1 protein-coding gene is annotated in these 1,456 nt (G+C 49.3%); it reads left to right on the top strand.

The features are described from left to right. A partial coding sequence (locus AB6C75_RS23470) for an AMP-binding protein (protein WP_372109511.1) occupies nt 1-1,456 on the top strand: 1,456 nt, incomplete at both ends.

Below are 1,456 nucleotides of genomic sequence, written 5' to 3'. Positions count from 1 at the left end.
TTGAATGAGCTGAAACTTGAGAGGGATACCAGCCAAGTCCCGCTAGTACCTGTGGTTGTGAGGCACCAGAACTATCAGCAGGCATCATTAGATGAGTTGAGTGGTGATTTGTCAGCAGGTCGTCAGACGATGATCACTGATAAAGTCACGACGAGTGAGTTGGATTTTCAATTCTATGGTGACGGTGATTCTCTGGAAGTAAATGTTGAGTTTGCCTCAGATCTATTTTCAGAAGCGACCATTCAGAGGTTACTGCAGCATCATCAGCGGGTATTAGAGCAAATGGTGGCGAAAAACACGGCATCAATATCAAGCTACGACATGCTGACCGAACAAGAAAAAGCCAGCTACCAGCAGTGGAGCCCGTCCAGAGAGGCGATAAGTCCTGTATGTGTGCCAGAGTTGTTTGAGCAGCAAGTAGAACAACGGCCTGATGCTATCGCGTGTTACTGCGCGGGTGAGGCTGTGAGTTACCTTGAACTGAATGAGCGAGCCAACCAAGTAGCCCACTACCTGCGTTCGATAGGGGTCCGACGTAATACAAGGGTGGCATTGTTTATCAGTCGCTCCTCGGATTACCTTGTTGGCTTGCTTGGGGTTTTAAAGTGCGGAGGGAGCTATATACCGCTGGATCCCAATTATCCGCCTGCGTACCTGTCACAAATTATGGCGGATGGTCAGCCGGAAGTCATCGTAACGCAGTCGGCACTGCTGCCTGGGTTACCATCAGAAGGGATCAAAACGCTGTGCCTGGAAGACGAAGGGTTAGCTCAACAGCCGGCCGTAAACCTTGGAGAAATTATTGAGCAGGGCCAGTTAGCTTACATAATGTATACCTCGGGTTCGACAGGAGAGCCGAAAGGCGTAATGGTGCCTCATCGCCAGATCCTGAATGTGCTGAGCTCGCTATGGAGAGACCTGCCGTTAGGGGAGCAAGAAGTGATAGCGCAGAAGACATCGACGTCCTTTGCGGTATCGGTGAAAGAGTTACTGTCCGGATTGTTGGCAGGGAGCCCTGTTGCCTTTATAGCGGATGACGTTGTGAAGGATAGTTCCAAGTTTATTCAGGCGTTGTCTGAATATGGTGTAACGCGCTTATATATAGTGCCATCACACTTGGAGTCGGTGTTGGAACAGCTCAATACAACAGAGAGTTTGCAGTTAGCGGGATTGAAATATTGCATAACAGCGGGTGAGCCGTTAACCACAGCCTTGGCGAACGCAGTGCAGGATAAGCTTCCTGGCATGCAATTATTGAACAACTACGGCTGTACAGAGTTGAACGATATTACTTACTATCGCGTGAGTGAAACGGAAAAGCTCGAGACTTCGAGCGGTTTTGTACCAATAGGTCAACCGATCTCGAATTCAAAGGTGTATGTTCTTGACGACATGCTGAGGCAGGTGCCGTTCGGAGTAACTGGAGAAGTCTGTGTTGAAGGCGCAAACCTTCCAG

This window comes from Vibrio sp. 10N.237.312.B06, from assembly GCF_041464685.1.
Classification (GTDB): domain Bacteria; phylum Pseudomonadota; class Gammaproteobacteria; order Enterobacterales; family Vibrionaceae; genus Vibrio; species Vibrio tasmaniensis_A.
Note: the sequence above shows the minus strand (reverse complement) of the source record. Positions and strands in the feature narration are given on the sequence as shown.